This window comes from Haloterrigena salina JCM 13891 (assembly GCF_000337495.1).
Taxonomy (GTDB): domain Archaea; phylum Halobacteriota; class Halobacteria; order Halobacteriales; family Natrialbaceae; genus Haloterrigena; species Haloterrigena salina.
The window spans coordinates 66,552-85,958 of the sequence record NZ_AOIS01000018.1 but is presented as its reverse complement, the minus strand read 5'-3'; the positions used below and the strand labels follow the sequence as shown (position 1 = coordinate 85,958).

The following is a 19,407-nucleotide window of genomic DNA, read 5'->3' as shown; positions in this document are numbered from 1 at the left end:
GGCCAAACGACTCGAGGACCGCGATTCGGCCGTCGCGAGCGTCGGCAGCCGAACGGGTAGGACGGAAGGTTTAGGGGCACCCACATCCAAAGGTGGTCTATGAGCACGGAATCCCAGAACGACGGGGACGACCTCGAAGACCGCGTCGCGAACTTCCTCCGCCGCAACTTCCCGCAGATCCAGATGCACGGCGGCAGCGCAGCGATTCAGGACATCGACCGCGAGAGCGGCGAAGTCAGCATCGCCCTCGGCGGGGCCTGCAGCGGCTGTGGCATCTCGCCGATGACGATCCAGGCGATCAAGAGCCGAATGGTCAAGGAGATCCCCGAAATCGAGACGGTCAACGCCCACACCGGGATGGACGGCGGCGAGGCCGACATGGGCGGTGGCGGCGGCATGAGTCCGTCGTTCCCCGGCGAGACCGTCGACGACGATGGTGACGCCGACGAAGGGCCGGAAGCACCGTTCTAATCGCCGGTCGTCCCGCGTAGTTCCAACCGCGTTTTTCGCTATTTCACTCGCCGAGAGATAGTGGTTCGACTTCCTTTCGCCGGAGTCCGTGGAGTCGGAGGAGCGCTCAGCGGCACCGCTGTGGGAGCCGCGGTAGACGGATACCGCGCCGACTTCGGGCGGCGCGAAACGGAGACCGTAGCGAGCCTAATCGCCGCTACTCGAGCGATTTCGCCCGGTTCTGAAACTCGCCGCCGCACTCACATACACCGGGATGGGTGTTCGCTTCGACGACGGTCCCACACTCGAGACACTCGTAGGTCGACGCCGATTCGGGGTCGTTCTCGCCTTCGACGTCCTGATCGTGAGGCATACGACGCACTTTTCGGTCCACGATCATATATTTCGTGCAAAATAGTTAAGGCGAGTAGCCGCGACGACGGTCAGCGCAGCTCGAGTTCTCGTTCCCACGTCCTGACCAGCGACGTCAGGACCCGGTTCGTCGGCACCTCGAGGCCCCGCTCGGCCGCCCGATCGACCACGTAGCCGTTGATGGCGTCGATCTCGGTGCGCCGCTCGGCGCGGACGTCCTGGTGCATCGAGGACGTGTTCGCGGCCGTCTCGCTCGCGACGGACTCGAGCGCGGCGAGCGCCTCGCGGTCCGAGAGGGAGACGTCGCAGGCCCGCGCGACCCGCGCCGTCTCGCGGGCGGCGGCGCGGGACAGGTCGATCGCGTCGGCCTCGAGGACGGCCCCGTTTTCGGTCCGAGCCAGCGCCGTGACGGGGTTGATACCGGCGTTGACGGCGAGTTTCTCCCAGAGGCGACGGGGCATGTCGTCGGCGACGGTCGTCTCGATCCCCGCGGCCGCGAACGCCTCGCCAACTCGATCCGCGGCGGCCGCGGGATCGCCGTCTCGAGCCCCCAGTACGACCTCGCCGACGCCGGTACACGCCACGACGCCCGGTTCGCGCAACATCGCGCCGTAGGTCGCCGTCGCCGCAAGTACCGGGGCCTCGAGCCGCGCGGCGAGCGTCTCCTCGTTCCCCATACCGTTTTGCAGGGAGCAGACGACGTCGAACGAACCCATCGTGAGCGCGTCGGCGGCGGCCGCGGTGTCGAACGATTTGACCGTCACGACGGCCAAATCAGCCTCGAGCCCCGTTCCGTCGGTCGTCGCCGCTGGAGACGCGTTGCACGGGAAGCCCGCCGCCTCTCCCTCGAGCGTCAATCCCGACTCGCGGACGGCCTGAGCGTGGGCCTCTCGGGCGACGAGCGTCACCTCGTGCTCGCGGGCGAGCAGTCCGCCGACGAGACTGCCGAGGCTTCCGGCCCCGAAGACGACGATCTCCATGGCTCGAGGTGGAACGAGCGGGCTGAAAACGGTTGTCGTCTGCGAGCCGCGCTCAGTCCTCGGTCCAGTAGTAGAGGTTCTCTCGCTCGGTGCCACAGGACGGACACTCGTCGGGGATATCACGGTCGAGCCGGCCCATTTCGCCACACTCCCAGCAGCGCCACATGAGTTCGGCCTCGCCGAACTGCTGTCCCGAGCGGACGTGTTCGACGCTCATTCCTTCGATTCCGTCACGCAAGGTGACGTAGAGCCCGTTCTCGTCGAGCCCGCGGATCCGTCCGATCGTCTCGCCGTCCTCGGTGTAAACCGTCGTTCCGAACCCCAGTCGCGGCTGTTTTTCGGCCATGGCGTCTCACCGCCTACAGCTACGTCGCGCGTGACGATAAACTCCAATACGCGATATAAAATAAGCCGCGGCCGGCCGGCGCAGTTCAGTCCTCGGTCCAGTACATCAGGTTCTCGCGCTCGGTGTTGCAGTTCGGACACTCGTCGGGCAGTCCGTCGTCGATGTCGCCCATTTCGCCACACTCCATGCAGCGCCACATCAGGTGGGCCTCGCCGAACTCGTGGCCCGAGCGGGCGTGTTCAACGCTCATCGACTCGGCGCCCTCGCGCGTGGTGACGAAGAAGCCGCTCCGCTCGAAGCCTCGGACCTTTCCGAGTTCGTTCCCGTCCTCGTCGTAGACGACCTGCCCGAGGTTGAGGTCCAGAACCTCCTCGACGGCGTCTTCCTCGCCTTCTTTCGCCGGAGTCTCCCCAGTTTCGACCATGGGCGAACGGACGCCGGCAACGCGAATAAAGTCACAGCGCGCATTATGCAAGCGGCCGCTCGAGGGCCGGTACCAACCGAGAACAGCCGATCGACGAGCAGCACGGACGATGATCTGAAACTGTAAACCAGACGCGAGAAAACGGAATCATTGGAAGGTGATTTCGCCGGTAATAGAAAACAATATACACCTCCCGTATAGATAGCCGCCGTATGGTAACCCTCCACACATCAGAGTTTCCCAGTGGTCGGCGATCGGCCGGCCGGTGCGGCACCGACGGCGAGGGGGGCCGAGCGGTACTGACCGTTGCGAGGGAAAAGGTGGACAACAGTCGAGCACCTTCGGCGGACGTGTTGTCTCAGACGTCCGCGTTCGGTCATCAGTTCGATCGCTGTCTGACCGTCGTCCCGTCTACGAGCCATGCCGACGATAGCGCGAGGGTGAGGGGAGTATGACGGGGACCGGCGTTACGACCGTCGGTGACTGTCGGATCGCCTACCGGCGCGCGGGGACGAGCGGTCCCCCGGTCGTCCTCTGTCACGGCGCCGGGATCGACGACGCGACGGTCTCGTGGCGCCACGCCATCGACGCCCTCTCCGAGGACTACCGCGTCTACGCGATCGACTGGCCAGGGTACGGCCGCAGCACCGGCTCGGTCACCCACACGACCGAAACCTACGTCGACGTCCTCGACGGATTCCTCGAGTCGCTCCCCTACGAGCGGGTCTCGCTGGTCGGGATCTCGATGGGCGGGGGCGCGGCGCTCGGCTACGCCCTCGAGCGACCCGACCGAGTCGAGCGACTAGCGCTCGTGGACAGCTACGGACTTGGCGGACGACTGCCCAACGCCCTCCCGTGGAAGCTGCTGTCGCGGGTTCCCGGAATGACGGAGTTCGGCAAGATCGCTGCCGGGGCTACCACCGATAGCGTCAGACTGGTTCTCGATAGCCTCGTCGCCGATTCCAGCGCCCTCTCCGACGGGTTCGTCGAGGACGCCCGGGCGAAGCTGATGGAACCGGGCTCGATCCAGGCGTTCACGGAGTTTCAGGGGAACGAACTCTCCTACGACGGCCGCGTCGCGACGAACTTCGTCGACGACCTCGACGACCTGTCCGTCCCGACGCTGCTGATCCACGGCGAGGAGGATCCCCTCGTTCCTCTCGAGTGGTCGGTTCGGGCCGCGGACCGCATTCCGGACGCCGAACTCGACGTCATCGAGAACTGCGGCCACTGGGCGCCTCGAGAGCTCCCCGAGCGGTTCAACGAGAGTCTCCTGAACTGGCTCCCGGACCGCCGCTGTGCGCCGACGCCCGAGTATCCGCCGGCCGAGATGCCCGGGGTTACTCGCGTCGGGGACTGATCTACCCTCGCTTGCCCGGTCCGAACCGAAACTTCGCTTTGTTCGGACTACGACTCGGTGGCTTTCGTCGGGCTACGCATCAGCGAGTGAGCGACTCGAAGAATCTGAGCGGGGCACGGTTCGAAGTTCCTGAGGGACGAGAACTGCGGAACGACGAACGACAATGGCGAACGGAAAACGGGAAACGAAGTGACCCGTGAGCGATGTCGTTCACCGGGTGCGGCGAAGTCGCGCTCGGGCCGACGACTGCGTGGGTGAGCGAAGCGACTGAACGAATCGAGTCGCGCTCCTCGAGTCCGGTGTCTTCGGCGTAGCGGGAATACGCTTGCTTGCTATCCGACCGTGGTTCGATCGCTCCGAGTCGACCGTTCTACCGTATCGGTAACAGAGAGCCGGGAGAGGGTTGTCTCTCCCAGACTGACCAGATTGACGGAGAACGTTCGACGGGTCTCGAGGGGCGACGTGATTACACAACAATGAGAAACGAGTTCGACTATATACGAAACTAGATTCATATATAATCGACCATTAGCGGAAGGAACTTATGTCAAACATACAATTATCCTAGGTGATATATGGCTGACTTCAGTCAGACCGGACGGAGAACGGTGCTACGAGGGGGTGCCGCACTCGGTGCTGGCATTATCGCGGGTTGTCTTGACTTCACTACTCTCGAATCAGACGACACTGAGAGTTCCGCTGCAAACGCTTCCGACGAGAACGGTTCGAACGATGTTGACACCGAGGACGACGCAGAAGAATGGAGCGAGTGGTCTGAGAACGGCGCGCTCACGTTTATCTATGACGACGGGCCGGTCCAGGACCTGGAACTGGCATTGCCAGCCCACGAGAAGTACGATGCGCCAGCTTCAGTCGGTATCGTCTCCGACTGGATAGAGAGCGACGACGAGAGATGGATGGATTTCGACGACGTCGAAACGCTCTCCGACGCCGGGTGGGAGATCGCATCCCATACGGCGACACACGTAGCGATAAGTTCCTTCGAGCTCGTTGCGGACGTCTCGTCCGGCGATAGCCGTATCTATCCCGAGGGGAGAGGTCAGCACGGATTCATGCTCGGGAATCCGATCGAAGTCACTGATGGGGAGAAGCTTGTCCAGCGGACGGTTATCGACTCGGGAACTGATGATGTTGGCAAATATATCGAGCTTGATAGGCCGATCAATGACTCGTTTATAGCCGGGGAGACGGTCGAGAGGTATCCGGAGACCTTCGTTCGCGAGGAACTTGAGGAATCGAAGCAAGTGCTATCTGAGTTCCAGCCGACGACGTTCTTGGCCCCGCACGATGTCATCGACGACTATCACCTCGACATCGTCCGAGAATACTATGACGGTGTGTTCAACGTAAATCCAGATACACTGATCAACGATGTGCCGTTCGACTCGTTCGACACGAACCGATCATACTTCGCTGAGCGAGTTGATCGGGACAGCGTGTACGAGGACCTTGAACAGATAGCTGAAGCGGGTCTCTATGGAATGGTTGGTGCCCATACACATTTCGAGGAAGTCACACAGGACCGTATCGAGGAAACGCTCGAGTGGTGCGACGAACTGAGTATTGACGTAATCACGTTCGAGGACGCAATCAGTCGAGCGAGCGCTGAGTGACAAGGTGGACGAAGAGGCGATAGGCCAGCGATACTTCTTGCGGAAATCGCTACAATTCGTCCGGGTTATAGCGGGCTCAGCCGTCCCATACTCACGGACAGCAGTGCGTACCGATGGTCGGCACGTTCGGTACTGTGAAAGCGAAGAGAGAACTGCGACTGGCACCGCTGGGAGTCACTTCATCGAGAAGTGATTCCTGCAAGTGCCGTCGTTGACACAGGAAGCCCTGCCTCAAGGAACGAACCGCGAAAGCGGTGAGCGAGTAGGGTGGGGTAGTTCACGTATCGCTTCCAGGACCCCCACCCATGAAATCGGCAATCGTCGTGGGCTTGTTCTTGTCGTTCTCGAAGATACTCTCGAGCGAGCGCTCGAGCACTTCGAGCCGCTGTTTCGTGTAGTCGCGGCAGTCGTACTCCTCGGCGACCTGGATCGCGGTCTGCATGTACTTGTTGACCGAGCCCTTGTGGACGGTGAGGTTGACGCGGCCGCCACACTCCCGACAGTCGCCGGTCAGGGGCATGCGGCGGAACTTCTCGCCGCAGTCGAGACAGCGAGTCTCCTGTCGGGAGAACGCGCGCAGGTTCCCGATCAGGTCCGGCAGGAAGTGGTACTCGATGACCCGTTCGGCTACGTCGGTCTCGTCGACGGCCTCGAGTTTCCGCGAGAGCTCGAGCTGGGCGTCCATCTTGTCCATCATCGAGCCCAGTGTCTTGTACGCCGAGAGGTCGGGCCCCATCGCGATGTCGGTGGTGTCGTGGGTGTGCTCGAAGCCGGTGTACTCGGTGTCGGTGCCCAGCGTGTCCTCGGCGATTTCGACGTCGACGTCCTCCGGGTCGGCCTGCTCGCGGGTCGCGAGGAAGAACTCGCGGGGGTACTGCGAGACGACGTCCATGTTGTGGGCCTCGTCGTCGATCTCGGAGGGATCGATGCGGGAGGACATGACCAGCGGAGCGTCCATCTTCCCCCCGCGCTGGTCGGGCAGGAAAGACTTACTGAAGTTGAGAAGTCCGTCGAGTAGCAGCATGACGCAATCTTCGTCACCGTCGCACTGACCGACGAATAAGTCGTTTGCGACGAGTGTGTTAGTGTCATCAACAGTCAGACAGTAGGTGTGGTCTATATCACTTTCGACAATTTCGACGGAAGTGACTTCGTCGAACCAGACATCTCCACCGTCGGCGAAGAGACGCTGTGAGCGTAACTCCGTCGTCTCGAGAACGTCGTCGATCGTCTCCTGTTTCCGTTCGAGGTGGAAGCCGATACGATCGGCGAATCGAGCAGCGTTCTGGGACGTGATCTTGAGAACTCGCGTTTCGAATTCAGGGATCTCTTCCTCGTCCCCGTAGAACTCGGAAACCGCTCCAGTGGACGGTTGCCGAGTTTCTCGATACGTCTTCGCTGCGATACCGAACCGTTTCAGCGCGGCGACGAGATCGTTCGCGAGTTCGTCACTGATAGTATGTGCGCGAATCTCGATGCGATCACTCGAGGCGCTCCCGTCACCGCTGAAATATGCAGCCAAGAACGCACGTAAGTGTGACTGGGGACTGTCGAAGAGGTAATCGGGAATCCGTTTCGTTTCCGCAGTCGAACCGAGTTCGAGCACGTCCGTGAAGAGGGTCGATACGAGTCGGCTCGAGACCGTTATTTTCCACTCATTCTCTTCGAAGGCGTCGATCGACAGGGCATCGCTGAACGTATCAATGATCTCGTCACGGGCTACTGCGTCCGGTGTACAGATAGTCGTCTGATAGAACGAGCCGTTCTCACGCCGGGTGAAGCCCTCCGCAGCGTAGTAACCAAGCAGCGTCGCAATCGATTCGTCGATTTCGAAGTGGCGCCGGACGCTCGCAGTATCACGTTTGACACCGAGGGTCACATCATCCGGAATACGTTCGAGGAGTTCCTTCCTGCCGAAAAGCGAAAGAAGCGGAGCAATCGGAACGCTGTCCCGATTCACCCAGTTATAGACTGTCGACTCGGAAACGTCGAGACGCTCTGCGACCGGTTTGAGGTAGGCGTTCTCTGAAGTCGCATCGTCGAGGAGTGCTTTGATTCGATCGGACCCGAGTTCCCGAACGACGAGTGATTCGTTCGGAATCGCTTCCGCATCGATGAACGCGTCAAGCAGGTCGATTGATTGCGTCGTTCCTTCGAAGTCGATCGACTTGGGGGAGGGAAGTTCGTCGCCGGCCGAGAGCGCATGGGCGTCGATCGATTCGAGCCCAGACGGCGTCCATCGGTGGAACGTGTGATCGGGCGTAACAGTCAGTGTCCGGCCGCTTCGCGTTTCGATACGAACGAGATGATCTGGTGCAGGATGTTTCGAGATCGACTCGACTGAACGTTCGACGGTCGTTCCGTCAGATGTTATGGATGGAACGGAAAGCCCATCGACGTCTTGGACGAGCGTTCCGATGTCGTCTTCGGTCGGATCAGTCAACCGTTGCTCGACGATCGTTTCGATTGGTTCGTACGTCCGTTCGCCGTTCTCGTCCTGATACCAAATTTTCGTCTCGGGATGGAAGCAGTTCCGCCGTTTCGCAGCGTGAAAGTACGGATGGGCGTATCCGACTGCCGCGCTCGTGAAACCGATAACTCTCCCGACAGTTGCCGCACTCGTGTGGGGTGCCATCCCGAACACCAGCTCGCCGACCAGTTCCTGCCGATCCTCGAACTCGTAGAACGGCTCGAGGCCGTAGTACTGCTCCAGCAGGTCGTCGATGAAGTCGGCCGTCTGCAGCATGTGCTCGGCGGCGCCGTCCGAGAGGACGATGTCCTGGACTTTCAGCTCGACCAGCTGGTCCTCGTGGGTCAGCGGCTCGCCGTGAATGTCCTCCTCGTAGCCAAGCGCCTGGAGCTGGCCGACGTCGATGTCGAGTTCGCTGGCGCGGACGGACGTGACCGGGAGGTCGGTCATGTCGTAGCGGACGGTGCCGTCCTTGAACGCCGAGACGTCGTGTTTCGCGCGCAGGATCCCCTTCTCGATGGGTTCTGGGATCTTGTTCGTCGAGGACAGCCCCTTGACGCCTTTCAGGATGTCGAAGGCGTTCTCGCGCTCGCCGACCGACTCGAGGGCCGAGCGGAACTCGTCGTTGACGTCGATCTCCCGGACCTCGACGCAGGTGCCCTCGCGTTCACAGCGGTCGCACTCCACGCGACCGGCGTCGTCGGGCTCGAGGGACTCGTCGCAGTCGGGACAGCGGTAGTCGGGTTCGGTCCGCGCGTCGCAGTCCGGACAGCGGTTCTTGAACGTCTCCGTCGCGCAGTCGGGACAGCGCTGGCGACCGACCTGGAGTTCGACGACGCCGGGAGTGTCGGACATCGTCTCGGCGTGTTTGGCGGCGTCGGCGACGTTGCGCTGTGCGCCGCCGGCCTCGCCGATCGGGAACAGGGTGTGGACGGGCGGGCTGAGGTCTCGGCTCTCGGACTTCTCCGGGCGTCCCATCCGGTTGCCGATCCGCGTGGGGGCGCGCTCGCGCACCTGAAACGGTGCGACCTCGTTGACTGCCTCGATGGCGTTAGCGCCGTCGGGTTCGTCTTCCTGGCCCCAGTTGCGGGCGCGCTCCGAGAGGTCGTCGTCGGCCCACGTGCGCTCGAGTTCGACGATCGGCTCCTCTTCCCGCTTTCGTTCGTCCGGATCGACATCGGGCTCGAGCGCGGCGCCGTCGGCGACGGCCTGCCGTGGTTCGCAGCCGACGGTGCGGACGAACGGCCGCCAGTCGTCGACCTCGATGCGGTCGCCGTCGCGCTGGCGGTGCTCGATGACGATCGTCTCGAGGGCGTCAGCGACCGCGTCGTCGTGCTCGAGGACGAGGATGCTGTCGTCCCCGTTTCCGTTCACGCTGCCGTCGCCATCCTGCTCGATCCGGCCGTCGGCGACCGCCGCTGCGAGGTCACAGAAGGCGTCGACGGAGATGTCGTGCCAGAGGTAGGTGTACTCGGGATGGAGCGGCGCGTCGTACTCGATGGCCCACTCCACCGCCTCCTCGGGGTCGGGGAACTCGAGGTCGATCCTGGGGTCGTCCTCTAAGGCTTGCACGTCGGCGCCGGCGGCCGCTAAGTCCTGGACCCACCACTCGTAGGTGTAGGAGGCGGGCGCGAGCGGGTGGTTGTTCTCGACGAACTCGCCGTAGTTGACGAGGTACTCGCCGAGGTCTAAGATCTTCTCGACGCCGTTTCTGATCTCGAGGGCGTCCTCGGGGTCGTCGATCCGGCGGACGTCGCCGTTGGCGAGTTTGACCGTCGGACCCTCGAGGGAGTCGACGGGGACGACCCCCGCCGCTTTGCCGGGGCGTTCGGTCTTGATCTGGGTGCCGGTCGCGAGGAAGTCGTCGACCAGGTGCATCGCGGCGGGGTGGACGCCGGCGGTCGCGAAGCCGTGGTTGCGCGCGCGGCCGTATCGCAGTCGAAAGCCACCGTTCGCGCAGGGGTGGGAGAAGACCGGCCGACCGGCGATTAGGTCCCGGAGGAACTTCGTGGACTCCTCGACGCGCGGCGGGCCCTGCGGTCCGTCAGCGTCGTCGCCGTCCGCGGAGTCCTCGCCCTCGCTCTCGGCGTCGCCGTCATCGTCCGCGTCGGCGCCGTCCTCGCCGTCCCCCTCGTCGGCCGCGTCCTCGTAGTAGGTGCCGTCGATCAGGTCCTGGAGCCACGGCCAGTCGATCTCGTCCAAGTTGCGGGTGTAGCGCTGGATCTTCGGCGCCTTGAGCGCGATCCCCTCGGCCATGACCAGACACATCCCGCCGCGGGCGCTGTTGGTGTCGACCCGCTCTAAGTCGCGAAAGCCCGAGACCTCCTCGTCGCCGGTGGCCTCGCCGTCCAGCATGATCGGCATGTGCTTGGCGATGAACTTCGTCTCCTTGTCCTTGGGCGTGTACTGGAGGCCGGTCTCCTTGTCGTAGAGGGCGATCTCTTCCGCGTAGCGCTCGATCTCGTCGTCGCGGGCGTTGAACTGCTCGATGCCCACGAGCGCGCGGGTGTAGTCGGCGACGAGCACGGACAGCGCCTGGGCGGTCCCGCCAGCCGACCGGATCGGGCCGGCGTAGTAGACGTTGACGAACTCCGTCCCGTCGTCGTTCTCTAAGATCTCGACCTTGTCGATCCCCTCGATGGGGGCGGCGACGACCCCTTCGGTCAGCAGGGCGACCGCGGTGCGGACCGCGCCCTCGACCTTCCCGGCCTTGGACTCGTAGTCGCCGACCCGGCCCTCGGCGAAGTCCTCCGCGAGTTCGAGGGCGGCCTCCTCGCGGCTCATCTCTCCCTCGAGTTCGCGGACGCGCTCGGCGACGCCGTCGATCCCGAGGATGTTCTCGACGCGGTCGGCCATGTCCCGCGCGGTCGGAATTTCGACCTTGGGTTTCGGATCGGCGCCGCGCTCTTTGGCCCGCTCGGCGACGTCGAAGGCCTCGTCTAACTGGGACTCGAGCCGCTCGAAGTACCGCTCGTCTACCTCGCGCATGTCAGAGCCACAGGTCCAGTTCGGTGGTTTCGTCGTACTCACGCTCGAGGGGCTCCTCGAAGACGCGCATGTAGACCTCGCCGGCCCAGACGGTCGCCTCGTTCAGGTGGCCGGAATACGTCGTCCCCTCGTCGTCCGAGAGGACGACGTGGGTGTGCGCGAACCGATCGTACTGGCGAGACTCCGTCTCGCTGTCCTCCGAGTGTGACTCGGAGACCTCGAGCCACGAGACGTTCCCGACGCAGCTGGCGACCTCGAGGGGCTCGTCGAACTCGATCGGATAGTACTCGCACTCGTCCTGATCGTAGAACCAGAGTTCCGCGTCTTGGACCGCGCCGAGGGCGGTAAACCAGGCCGCGTCGGCGTCGACCTCGCCCGCGAGCGACTCGATCTCGGCCCGCCAGTCGGCGCCGTGCTCGAGGCGAGCGACGTACTCGTTCGTCGTCTCGACGGTGCGGTAGTTCATACTCAACATCTGTATCGGCCGATAGAAAAAGCTCTCCGGTTGGCCACTGGGGCGCGATCGCGCCCTCGAGTCGTCAGCGTACGAAACCGACAACGAGAGTGGACAATCAGGTACAGTATCGGAAGAGTCCAACTATAGTGGACCATTCCGCACATAAGTGTTCGACATGCCCCTAATATATCCGTAATACCTCTTGTTCGAACAATCAATCACACGATTTCTTCAATTATTTTGATGGGCAGCAAAAGCTATATTTGTGGTGTCATACCATATCGTACGTTATGGTGCAACGCAACACAGAACTTTCTCGACGGCAGCTCCTCGCCTCGGGTGCTGCTGTCTCCGCAGCGGCGGTCGCAGGGTGCATCGGTGGGGGCGACGGCGACGGCGACGCCTTCCATTTCACGCAAGAGCAATCGCGGGAGGATCAGTTCGATCCCGTCGTTTCGAACGACGTCTACAGCTACCAGGTGATCAACAACGTCTTCGACGGGCTCTACGAGTTCGGCGAGGACCTCGAGCTCCAGCCCAAGCTCGCGACGGGCGAGCCGACCGTCGAGCGCGAGGGGACGCGCTATATCTTCGAGATCGAGGAGGCGGCCGAGTTCCACAACGGCGACGACGTGACCGCCTCGGACGTCGCCTACTCCTTTACCGCGCCGGTCGAGGAGGAAACGGAGAACGCCGCCGAGTACGACATGATCGAGAGCACCGAGGTCATCGACGACTACCAGCTGCAGGTCGACCTCGGCGAGGAACCGTACGGGCCGTTCGAGCTCCAGACGATGGGCGTGACGGTGGTCCCCGAAAGCGTCCGCTCCGAGGATCCAGAGGCGTTCAACAGGGATCCGGTAGGGAGCGGTCCGTTCACGTTCGAGACGCTCGAGGGCGATTACGTCGAGATCGCGCGGTGGGACGACTACTGGGACGATCTGGACCCGAACTTGGACCGGGTTCGCTTCGTGGCCCACGACGACCCGGCGGGGCGGGTCTCGGACATCCGGGCCGAAAACACCGACGTGATCGCGGGCATTCCGAACGACGACTGGGACGTCCTCGAGAACGAACAGGGCGTGAACCTCCACTCGGCCGAGAGTGCCACGTACATGTACATGGCGTTCAATTGTAACGAGGGGCCGACGACCAGCCCCGAGGTGCGACGGGCGATCGCTCACTCGTTCTCGATGCAGGACTTCATCGAATCAAACGCCGCGAACGTGACCTCACCGATGTACAGCCCGATTCCGCCGGTCGTCAACGAGGTCTGGGGATTCCCCGAAGACGAGTATCAGGAGCTCCTTCCGGGGTACGATCCCGACGAAGCCCAGTCGCTGTTAGACGAACACGCGCCCGACGACTTCGAGCCGACGATCATCACGCCGGAGGGGATCCGCGCGCAACTGGCCGAACGGATCGCCACGCGGCTCGACGAGATCGGCTACGGGGCCGACGTCCAACAGCTCGACTTCTCGACGCTCGTGGACACCTACACCACGGGCAACGCGGACGACTACAACATGTACCTGCTGGGGTGGAGCGGGGGTCCAGATCCGGACTTCTACCTCTACTCGCTGTTCCACGAGAGCCAGGAAGAGCTCAATCAGGGCCACTTCTACGAGGGCAGCGACGGCTTCCACGAGGGGCTGGCGCAGGCGCGTAACATGGCCGATCAGGAGGCGCGCTACGAGATCTACGAGCCGATCATCCGGGAGGTCGTCCAGCAGCTGCCGGCGCTGCCGGCGTTCACGCAGGACAACACGATGGCCTCGCGGGATTACGTGCAGGACCTGCAGGCTCATCCGGATTCCATCTACAATCCGACCTTCGTCTCGGACTACGCGAACGTCTCGATCGAGTGAACGTGTCGGTACGAACACCGCTTTCGGAGCCGTCGACCGGTTCCCCGGTGGTCCGTGCGACCGCCGTCCCGCGCCGTCGCCGGCGACGAGCTACCGACGAGACCACTGCCAACCCGCGGACCAATGAAACTACTCAAGTACACGATATACAGGCTCCTGCAGGCGATCCCCGTTCTGATCGGGATCTCCGTCATCACGTTCCTGCTCGCGAACCTCGGACCGGGCGACCCGGTCAGCCTCATGCTCCAGGGACAGGAGCACACCGAAGCACAGGTCAGAGCGATCGAACAGCGGTACGGGCTGGACAAGCCGTTACACGAGCGGTACGTGACGTACATGGCCGGGCTGTTACAGGGCGATTTCGGCCGAAGCATCCACTACCGCCGACCGGTTGCGGACCTGATGCTAGAGCGGATCGGGCCGACCCTGCTGTTGGTCCTGTCCGCGTACGCGTTCGCGCTCGTGACGGCGATCCCGCTCGGCATCATCGCCGCAAACAAACGGAACGAACCGACCGATCACGTCTCGCGGATCGTCGCCCTCTTCGGCGTCAGCACGCCGTCGTTCTGGATCGGGATCGTCTTGATCCTGATCTTCGCGGTCAAACTCGGCTGGTTCCCCTCGAGCGGGCTCGTCTACCCCTGGCGATCGCCCGATTCCGTTCGGGGAATCAGCAGCTACCCGGAACTGTACTACGAGACGCTCAGGCACCTGCTGTTGCCGATGATCGCGCTGGGGACCCTCCAGATGGCGACGATCATGCGCGTCGAGCGCACCCAGATGATCGAGTCGCTGCAGGGCGAGTACGTCAAGCTGGCCCGCGCCTACGGCGTTCCCGAGCGGACGATTCTGCGAAAGCACGCCTTCAACGTGGCCCAGCTGCCGATCATCACGATCGTCGGGCTGAACCTGTCGACGGCGATCGGCGGCGCGGTGCTGGTCGAAACGGTGTTCAACATCAACGGTATGGGTCGGCTGTTCGTCGACGCGATCGCCCAGAACGACTACCAGCTCGTCATGGGGATCACGATGATGCTCGGGTTCCTGTTCGTGATGGGCGTCATCATCACCGACATTTCCTACGCGTACGTCGACCCGCGCGTGACCTACGGAGAGAGTGACTAAACATGGCAGTCGGCGAATCACAGATCGAAAGCGGCTCGGAATCGGTTGCGGAAGACGACGATGTCGAGGCCCGCGTCGGCTGGCGGTACACCGTCGCACAGGTCAAACGGGACACGACGGCCCGCTGGGGGCTGTACATCGTCTCGTTCGTCCTGTTCGTCGCGGTGTACGCCCTGATCGACAGCAACCTCTCGCGGCTCACGTTCGGTCACGTGTCGAACTATCGGTTCGCGCAGCTGCTCCCGATCTTCGACCATCCGACCCACATCCCGCCGCCGGGCGAGGGCCGGGCGCACGTCCCGCCGTACTTCCCGCTGGCCGAGCAGTCCTGGAACCCGCTGCCGGCGGGCGGCACCCTCGAGCACCCGCTCGGAACCGACCGCGCCGGCCGGGACTACTTTACGAGAATCGTCTACGGCACGCAGGTCTCGGTGTTCGTCGGGCTGATCTCGGCGTTCATCGGACTGCTCGGCGGGACACTCATCGGCGCCACCGCCGGCTACTACGGCGGCCGCATCGACGACGTCCTGATGCGAGCCGTCGAGACGGTCTACTCGATCCCGCCGCTGATCCTCATCATCGTCTTCACCGTCTTCGTCGGCGGGGCGAACATCTGGTACGCGGTGCTCGGCGTCGGAATCACGTTCGTGCCGGTCTTCGCCCGCATCATCCGGAGCCGGGTCCTGAGCATCCGCGAGATGGACTACATCGAGGCGGCGCGGGCGGCGGGCGTCAGGGATCGCAACATCATCCTCAGGCACGTCATTCCGAACAGCTTCGCGCCGGTGCTGGTGTACGCGACGCTGCAGATCGGCGTGACGATCCTGATCGTCGCCGGCCTCTCGTTCCTCGGCTACGGCGCCCAGCCCCCGACGCCGGACTGGGGCGCGATGCTCAGAACCGCCCACGGCTACATGCACTCGAACGTCTGGCTGTCGATCTGGCCGGGAATCGCGATCATGATCACCATCATGGGCTTCAACCTGTTCGGCGACGGCTTACAGGACGCCCTCGATCCGCGGATCAACGACTAACATGAGCTCCGAACCACTCCTTCGCGTCGAGAACCTCAAGACGCAGTTCTTCACGGAAGCCGGTACAGTGCGCGCAGTCGACGGGATCTCCTTCGAGGTCCGCGAGGGCGAGATCGTCGGCCTCGTCGGCGAGAGCGGCGCCGGCAAGTCGGTCGCCTCGATGAGCCTGTTGCGGCTCGTCGAGGATCCCGGCGAGATCGTTGCCGGCGAGATCACCTACAAGGGCGAGACGATCTTCGGCCTCGAGGAGGGGCCGAACGGCGAACTCCGGGAACGGGACGACGTGCTCTCGAACGAGGAGATTCGGACCCGCATCCGGGGTAACGAGATTGCGGTGATCTTCCAGGATCCGATGGAGTCGCTCAACCCCGTCTTCACGGTGGGGGGACAGCTCCGGGAGTTCATCGAACTCAACCGCGGCCTCGGAGAGGACGAGGCGAAAGCGGAGGCGATCGACATGCTCCGGGAGGTCGGCATCCCCGATCCCGAACAGCGCTACGAGGAGTACCCCCACCAGTTCTCCGGCGGGATGCGCCAGCGCGTGCTCATCGCGATGGCCTTAGCCTGCGAGCCCAGCCTCATCATCGCCGACGAGCCGACGACGGCGCTCGACGTCACCGTGGAGGGCCAGATCCTCGATCTGGTCGACGAGCTCCAGGCGAAGTACGGGACGAGTTTCATCTGGGTCACCCACGACCTGGGCGTCGTCGCGGAGATCTGCGACCGCGTGAACGTCATGTACCTCGGCGAGATCGTCGAGCAGGCCGCCGTCGACGACCTCTTCTACGACACCAAACACCCCTACACGGACGCCCTGCTCGACTCGATGCCCCGCCCTGACCGGACCGTCGACGACCTCGAGCCCATCGAGGGCGTGATGCCCGAAGCGATCGACCCGCCCTCCGGCTGTCGGTTCCACCCGCGCTGTCCCCACGCGCGGGAGGTGTGCAAGCGGGTCCACCCCGAGCCGAAGATCGTCGCGGGCGACGGCGAGCCCCACCGGGCGGCCTGCGTGAAACACGACGCCTTCGACGTGGGCTACGACGAGAGTCCGCCGCTCGAGGACCGCGGACCGACGCCGAGCGGGGAGGATTCCGCCGACACTGACTCCGAGTCCGGCCTCGCCCCGAACCCGACGGCCGACGACGGAGGTGAGCGCCGTGAGTAGCGACCTCCGGTTGGGTGACGACAGCGGCTACGAGGGCGACGGCCCGCTGCTCGAACTCGACGCCGTCTCGAAGCACTTCGCTCAGGAGTCGGGGCTGTTCGCGGGCCTGCAGTTCGAACCCGATCAGTTCCCGCCGATCAGCATGGACCCCGGGTCGGTTCAGGCGGTCGACGACGTCTCCCTCGAGATCCAGCCCGGGGAGACCCTCGGGCTCGTCGGCGAGTCCGGCTGCGGGAAGAGCACGCTCGGGCGGACGATCCTGCGCCTGCTCGAGCCGACCGAGGGAGACATCTACTTCAAGGGCCGGAACCTAGCCGACCTCGGCGGCGAGGAGTTGCGTCAAATGCGCTCGGACATGCAGATGATCTTCCAGGACCCTCAGTCGTCGCTCGATCCGCGGATGAAGGTGGGCCAGATCATCGAAGAGCCGATGCGGGCCCACGACATGTTAGACGACGAGGGCCGGGAGGCGCGGGCGAAGGAACTGCTCGAGAAGGTCGGGCTCGACCCGCGCCACTACAACCGCCACCCCCACGCGTTCTCGGGGGGCCAGCGCCAGCGGATCAACCTCGCGCGGGCGCTGTCGGTCGACCCCGACTTCGTGGTCTGTGACGAACCCGTCTCCGCGCTCGACGTCTCCATTCAGGCCCAGGTAATGAACACGATGGACGAACTCCAGGAGGAGTTCGGCCTGACCTACCTCTTCATCGCCCACGACCTCTCGGTCATCCGCTACGTCTCCGACCGCGTGGCGGTGATGTACCTGGGCCACATCGTCGAGGTCGCCGAGAAGGAGGAACTGTTCGAGAACCCCCAACACCCCTACACGAAGGCGTTGCTCGAGTCCATTCCCGTCCCGGATCCACGTGAGTCGGGCGTCCGCGGCGTCCTCGAGGGCGAGGTGCCGAGCCCGCAGGATCCGCCCTCCGGCTGTCGGTTCCGGACGCGGTGTCCGCGGCTGATCGCGCCGGAGGCGTACGACCTGACCGACGAGGAGTGGGCCCACACCCGCGCGTTCATGCGGGCGGTCAAACGCCGGACCTTCGAGGCGATGCCGGCCGACGAGATCCGCCGAGAGTTCTTCGGCGGCCGACCGCCCGGCGGCGAGGCCGGCGAAATCGTCGCCGAGGCGATCGACCGGATTGCGACCGACCGCGACGACGCGGCCGTCGACGAGGACGACTGGGACGAAGCGAGTTCCCTCCTGCTCGAGTCGTTCGCCGAGCGGAGTATCTGCGCTCGGGAGCGGCCCGCGTACCAACTCGAGTCGACCCTCGGCTCGGGCGAACACTTCGCCGCGTGTCACCTTCACCGCTGACCATCTGCCGTCGGCTCCGCGGACCTATCTGATTTTATACCCTTGTGAATAATCCTCTAGATTTGGTCATTCCTATCGGTAAATCACCTAAATTCCCGATCTAGAGAATCTAAGACGCTCGTTCGAACGATAGGAAGATCTGTGCTCGTTACCGCCGTACCCACACGATCTTTCATCTCGAAAATACTTATATGCGTCCCGTGCTTGTTTACTCATGTATGAGTAAGATACTCGCCACCGTCACGGCAAGCACGCAGCGACTGGCAAAGGTCCGACGAACGATCCGCCACTCTCCCGACTTCGGCGACGACGTGTCGACGAACGAGGACGGCACGCCTGCGACGCGTATCCCGACCGGCGGATTCCTCACCGGGTGAGGACGATCGCGATGCCCGCCGTCCGCGATCGCGACCCCTCTCCTTCCACTCGAGACTGACTTCGTAGCGACCGCGTCGAGTGCAGTCGCCGACCTCCGCTGGCTCGACAGTCGTTCGCAGGGAGTTCTACCGTTCGGCCCCGTCCCGCAACCGTCGTTCGACTCCCGTTTCGGTTCCACTCGAAGCGACCGTTCTAGACACCTGTTACCACCCCACAGAGTGGGTGAAACCACTTTGACAGCCGGTGGTGTAGCGGGCGGTATGGAACTTCGACCGGCCACCCTCGAAGATCGTTCGGCGATCAGGAGCGTCGCTCGCGACACCTGGCACGAAACGTACGACGAACTCGAGGCCGACGCGATCGACGAGACGATCGACGACTGGTACGGCGACGAGCGACTCGAGCAGGCGCTGTCGAAACCGGGAACGGCGTTTCTCGTCGCCGAGCGCGCGGAGCCACGGTCCGCGGACGGGAGCCGGACGGCGTCCGGCGACGGCGAGGTGGTCGGCTTCACCCACGGCGTCGTCAGCGAGGCGGAAGGCGACGTTCTCCGGATGGCGGTCCACCCGGACCATCAGGGGCAGGGGATCGGGACGGCGCTGCACGAGCGGCTCTGCGAGGACTTGCAGGACTTCAACATGGAGCGCATGCGGGCGATGGACCTCGCTTCCAACGAGGACGGCCGGCGGTTCTACGAGGAACAGGGATTCGAGCAGACCGGCGAGGACACGGTCGAGATCGGTGGCGAGGAGCGCCGAGAGGTCGTCTACACGCTCGATCTCTGACCGGCGGGCTCCCGTCGATCGAATCGACCGACCGAGTCATACTCGAGACGCCGCGCCGATCGCTGACTGTTCGCTGACGACCGCTAACGACCGCTATTACTGGAAATCTGCGGCGGTGGCGAACGCAGCGTAGCCGACGCTCTCCGTAGCAGCGATCGACCGTGACCGCGCCGACCGGCACGGGCCACCAGCAACTATATATCGCATGCTGCTAAACCTATGTTTAGAGATGTCTAATCTTCTGTCAGTC

Annotated in this window: 16 protein-coding genes; 10 read left to right on the top strand and 6 right to left on the bottom strand. The window is 63.6% G+C overall.

From position 1 onward, the window contains the following. Window positions 1-99: 99 nt before the first annotated feature. Entirely contained in the window at window positions 100-471 is a 372-nt protein-coding gene (locus C477_RS05090) for a NifU family protein (protein ID WP_008893380.1), read from the top strand. Window positions 472-667: 196 nt separating this feature from the next. Here the strand turns inward: C477_RS05090 and C477_RS23410 are convergent, their stop codons facing one another. From C477_RS23410 to C477_RS05075, 4 genes are all read right to left on the bottom strand, one after another. Beyond that, on the bottom strand, window positions 668-823 hold the full coding sequence (locus tag C477_RS23410) for a rubrerythrin-like domain-containing protein (RefSeq protein ID WP_008893379.1): 156 nt from the start codon (window positions 821-823) through the stop codon (window positions 668-670). Window positions 824-893: 70 nt separating this feature from the next. Then, window positions 894-1,802, bottom strand: coding sequence for a ketopantoate reductase family protein (locus C477_RS05085; protein WP_008893378.1), 909 nt, complete (start codon window positions 1,800-1,802; stop codon window positions 894-896). Window positions 1,803-1,854: 52 nt separating this feature from the next. After that, entirely contained in the window at window positions 1,855-2,148 is a 294-nt protein-coding gene (locus C477_RS05080; protein WP_008893377.1) for a DUF7130 family rubredoxin-like protein, read from the bottom strand. Window positions 2,149-2,233: 85 nt separating this feature from the next. Then, window positions 2,234-2,572 (bottom strand): DUF7130 family rubredoxin-like protein, encoded by a 339-nt coding sequence (locus tag C477_RS05075; RefSeq protein WP_008893376.1) that lies wholly within the window; start codon window positions 2,570-2,572, stop codon window positions 2,234-2,236. Window positions 2,573-3,023: 451 nt separating this feature from the next. On the opposite strand from C477_RS05075, the gene C477_RS05070 reads away from it, so the two are divergent. Beyond that, window positions 3,024-3,932 carry an alpha/beta fold hydrolase gene (locus tag C477_RS05070; RefSeq protein ID WP_008893375.1) on the top strand — a complete coding sequence of 303 codons (909 nt, stop codon included), beginning with the start codon at window positions 3,024-3,026 and terminating at the stop codon, window positions 3,930-3,932. A gap of 575 nt (window positions 3,933-4,507) precedes the next feature. Continuing rightward, the gene (locus tag C477_RS05065) at window positions 4,508-5,566 is read left to right on the top strand and encodes a polysaccharide deacetylase family protein (protein WP_008893374.1); all 1,059 of its coding nucleotides are present in this window, start codon (window positions 4,508-4,510) and stop codon (window positions 5,564-5,566) included. A 277-nt stretch (window positions 5,567-5,843) separates the two neighbouring features. Here C477_RS05065 and C477_RS05060 read toward each other — a convergent pair whose 3' ends face one another. Then, a complete protein-coding gene (locus C477_RS05060) occupies window positions 5,844-11,024 on the bottom strand; it encodes a DNA polymerase II large subunit (RefSeq protein WP_008893373.1) in 5,181 nt (1,726 codons plus the stop codon). Window position 11,025: 1 nt separating this feature from the next. Further along, window positions 11,026-11,490: a PPC domain-containing DNA-binding protein gene (locus C477_RS05055; RefSeq protein ID WP_008893372.1), complete on the bottom strand. Its 465-nt coding sequence runs from the start codon at window positions 11,488-11,490 to the stop codon at window positions 11,026-11,028. 281 nt (window positions 11,491-11,771) lie between these two features. Here C477_RS05055 and C477_RS05050 point away from each other — a divergent pair, with 281 nt between their 5' ends. The 7 genes from C477_RS05050 (at window position 11,772) to C477_RS05025 (ending at window position 19,157) form a co-directional block, all read left to right on the top strand. Beyond that, complete coding sequence (locus C477_RS05050) at window positions 11,772-13,349, top strand: ABC transporter substrate-binding protein (protein ID WP_008893371.1); 1,578 nt, start codon at window positions 11,772-11,774, stop codon at window positions 13,347-13,349. Between the two features lie 123 nt (window positions 13,350-13,472). Then, window positions 13,473-14,474, top strand: a complete 1,002-nt coding sequence (locus tag C477_RS05045) for an ABC transporter permease (protein WP_008893370.1) — start codon at window positions 13,473-13,475, stop codon at window positions 14,472-14,474. A gap of 2 nt (window positions 14,475-14,476) precedes the next feature. Then, window positions 14,477-15,508 carry an ABC transporter permease gene (locus tag C477_RS05040; protein ID WP_008893369.1) on the top strand — a complete coding sequence of 344 codons (1,032 nt, stop codon included), beginning with the start codon at window positions 14,477-14,479 and terminating at the stop codon, window positions 15,506-15,508. Between the two features lies 1 nt (window position 15,509). Continuing rightward, a complete protein-coding gene (locus C477_RS05035; RefSeq protein WP_008893368.1) occupies window positions 15,510-16,676 on the top strand; it encodes an ABC transporter ATP-binding protein in 1,167 nt (388 codons plus the stop codon). After that, window positions 16,669-17,994 carry an ABC transporter ATP-binding protein gene (locus C477_RS05030; protein ID WP_049914297.1) on the top strand — a complete coding sequence of 442 codons (1,326 nt, stop codon included), beginning with the start codon at window positions 16,669-16,671 and terminating at the stop codon, window positions 17,992-17,994. Before C477_RS05035 ends, C477_RS05030 begins: the two co-directional genes overlap by 8 nt. 218 nt (window positions 17,995-18,212) lie before the next feature. Further along, complete coding sequence (locus C477_RS23985; RefSeq protein ID WP_008893366.1) at window positions 18,213-18,371, top strand: hypothetical protein; 159 nt, start codon at window positions 18,213-18,215, stop codon at window positions 18,369-18,371. Between the two features lie 261 nt (window positions 18,372-18,632). After that, a complete protein-coding gene (locus tag C477_RS05025) occupies window positions 18,633-19,157 on the top strand; it encodes a GNAT family N-acetyltransferase (protein WP_008893365.1) in 525 nt (174 codons plus the stop codon). Window positions 19,158-19,407: the final 250 nt, after the last annotated feature.

Bases quoted from the DNA above. Each gene is read 5' to 3' on its own strand.
- C477_RS05040 (WP_008893369.1), top strand. From the start codon at position 14,477: ATGGCAGTCGGCGAATCACAGATCGAAAGCGGCTCGGAATCGGTTGCG.
- C477_RS23985 (WP_008893366.1), top strand. From the start codon at position 18,213: ATGAGTAAGATACTCGCCACCGTCACGGCAAGCACGCAGCGACTGGCA.
- C477_RS05075 (WP_008893376.1), bottom strand. From the start codon at position 2,572: ATGGTCGAAACTGGGGAGACTCCGGCGAAAGAAGGCGAGGAAGACGCC.
- C477_RS05085 (WP_008893378.1), bottom strand. From the start codon at position 1,802: ATGGAGATCGTCGTCTTCGGGGCCGGAAGCCTCGGCAGTCTCGTCGGC.
- C477_RS05090 (WP_008893380.1), top strand. From the start codon at position 100: ATGAGCACGGAATCCCAGAACGACGGGGACGACCTCGAAGACCGCGTC.
- C477_RS05025 (WP_008893365.1), top strand. From the start codon at position 18,633: ATGGAACTTCGACCGGCCACCCTCGAAGATCGTTCGGCGATCAGGAGC.
- C477_RS05050 (WP_008893371.1), top strand. From the start codon at position 11,772: ATGGTGCAACGCAACACAGAACTTTCTCGACGGCAGCTCCTCGCCTCG.
- C477_RS05065 (WP_008893374.1), top strand. From the start codon at position 4,508: ATGGCTGACTTCAGTCAGACCGGACGGAGAACGGTGCTACGAGGGGGT.
- C477_RS05060 (WP_008893373.1), bottom strand. From the start codon at position 11,024: ATGCGCGAGGTAGACGAGCGGTACTTCGAGCGGCTCGAGTCCCAGTTA.
- C477_RS05070 (WP_008893375.1), top strand. From the start codon at position 3,024: ATGACGGGGACCGGCGTTACGACCGTCGGTGACTGTCGGATCGCCTAC.
- C477_RS05080 (WP_008893377.1), bottom strand. From the start codon at position 2,148: ATGGCCGAAAAACAGCCGCGACTGGGGTTCGGAACGACGGTTTACACC.
- C477_RS05055 (WP_008893372.1), bottom strand. From the start codon at position 11,490: ATGAACTACCGCACCGTCGAGACGACGAACGAGTACGTCGCTCGCCTC.
- C477_RS05045 (WP_008893370.1), top strand. From the start codon at position 13,473: ATGAAACTACTCAAGTACACGATATACAGGCTCCTGCAGGCGATCCCC.
- C477_RS23410 (WP_008893379.1), bottom strand. From the start codon at position 823: ATGCCTCACGATCAGGACGTCGAAGGCGAGAACGACCCCGAATCGGCG.
- C477_RS05035 (WP_008893368.1), top strand. From the start codon at position 15,510: ATGAGCTCCGAACCACTCCTTCGCGTCGAGAACCTCAAGACGCAGTTC.